Source organism: Aquimarina sp. I32.4 (assembly GCF_002924285.1).
Lineage (GTDB): Bacteria > Bacteroidota > Bacteroidia > Flavobacteriales > Flavobacteriaceae > Aquimarina.
Window position 1 is genome coordinate 1 of sequence record NZ_PGUB01000242.1, and the last position, 1,087, is coordinate 1,087.

Genomic DNA, 1,087 nt, shown 5'->3' on the forward strand with positions numbered 1-1,087 from the left:
GGAGAAAATGTGAACGGCCTTTTTTAAGATTTCCAGTTCTAATTGAGCATCTTTAAGGGCTTTACGTAACTCCTTTACTTCCTGATTATCTATTTGTGAAGGCGATTTAGAAGCCTTTTTAGAAACTCCATCTTCACTATCTAACTTACGCCAACGATAAATCCTATCAACTTTAACCCCTAATTCATTGGCTAATTCTTTTATGTTTTCTCGCTGATAGCTTAATTGAACAGCTTCTGATTTAAATTCTTTACTATAAAATCGTTTTTTCATTTTTCTAAGATATTTATTTAAACATAAACCGTCTTAAATATCTGTCCGAATAAAGGTAGCAACTCCATACTTCGTTATATAAATTAATTGCGCTTTTTGAAACTTTCTTTGCGTGTGCTACGTTTGTAAAGGTTTGGTCGAGATAAAATTCATCTTTTAAGACGCCATTTACTCTTTCTGCCATTGCGTTTTCGTAACAATGATTTTCTTCAGTCATACTAATTTCTATCTTTTCTCTTTTGTTTTCTTCTTTAGTACAACTAATAAAAGCTAGAGCTATTGAAATACCAAAAAGCGGATTGTTTTTCATATTGTTTCATTTAATAAAGGCTAACGTCAGACTGTCTAAAAACTTATCTTAATTCTTAAAGTATTTGGGTAGGTATCTTTGAAAAAAGTCATATATCGAACTCTCAAAGACTTTTTTTAGTTATTTACAAGTTCATCTATGTTTTCAGTTCCATTAATGAATTCCCAAAAATCATTAGCAATCAATTTAGCTCCGTTCCATTCTAAATAGCCAGAATGTACTCCATAAATTTTATATTTTGTATGATTTTTTTCTGGCCGCATATCAAATACTATATGATTCCCCGAGCCATCTAAACCGAAAGATACAGCTCCCTTTATATATTCTGGTAACTCGTAAGCTATATTAATTTCTCTTAATTCCATCGGGCCAAAAACACTAAATTCTCTTTCCCCTTTTATAAAACCACAACCACTATATACTTTAAAGCTATATTCTATAATACGACTTAACTAGTTATCTTTGTTTTAAAACAAGTGCAAATGGTACCAGAATCTTTCACAG

Annotated in this window: 3 protein-coding genes; all 3 read right to left on the reverse strand. The window is 31.0% G+C overall.

Annotation, left to right across the window (positions count from 1 at the left end; translation table 11 throughout):
* The coding region (locus CVD18_RS22280) for a transposase (RefSeq protein ID WP_146052807.1) at positions 1-273 on the reverse strand (273 nt) is incomplete at its 3' end.
* A gap of 13 nt (positions 274-286) precedes the next feature.
* Positions 287-583 (reverse strand): integrase core domain-containing protein, encoded by a 297-nt coding sequence (locus tag CVD18_RS23445; RefSeq protein WP_103867637.1) that lies wholly within the window; start codon positions 581-583, stop codon positions 287-289.
* A 116-nt stretch (positions 584-699) separates the two neighbouring features.
* Positions 700-948, reverse strand: coding sequence for a hypothetical protein (locus tag CVD18_RS22290; RefSeq protein ID WP_103867638.1), 249 nt, complete (start codon positions 946-948; stop codon positions 700-702).
* Positions 949-1,087 lie beyond the last annotated feature (139 nt).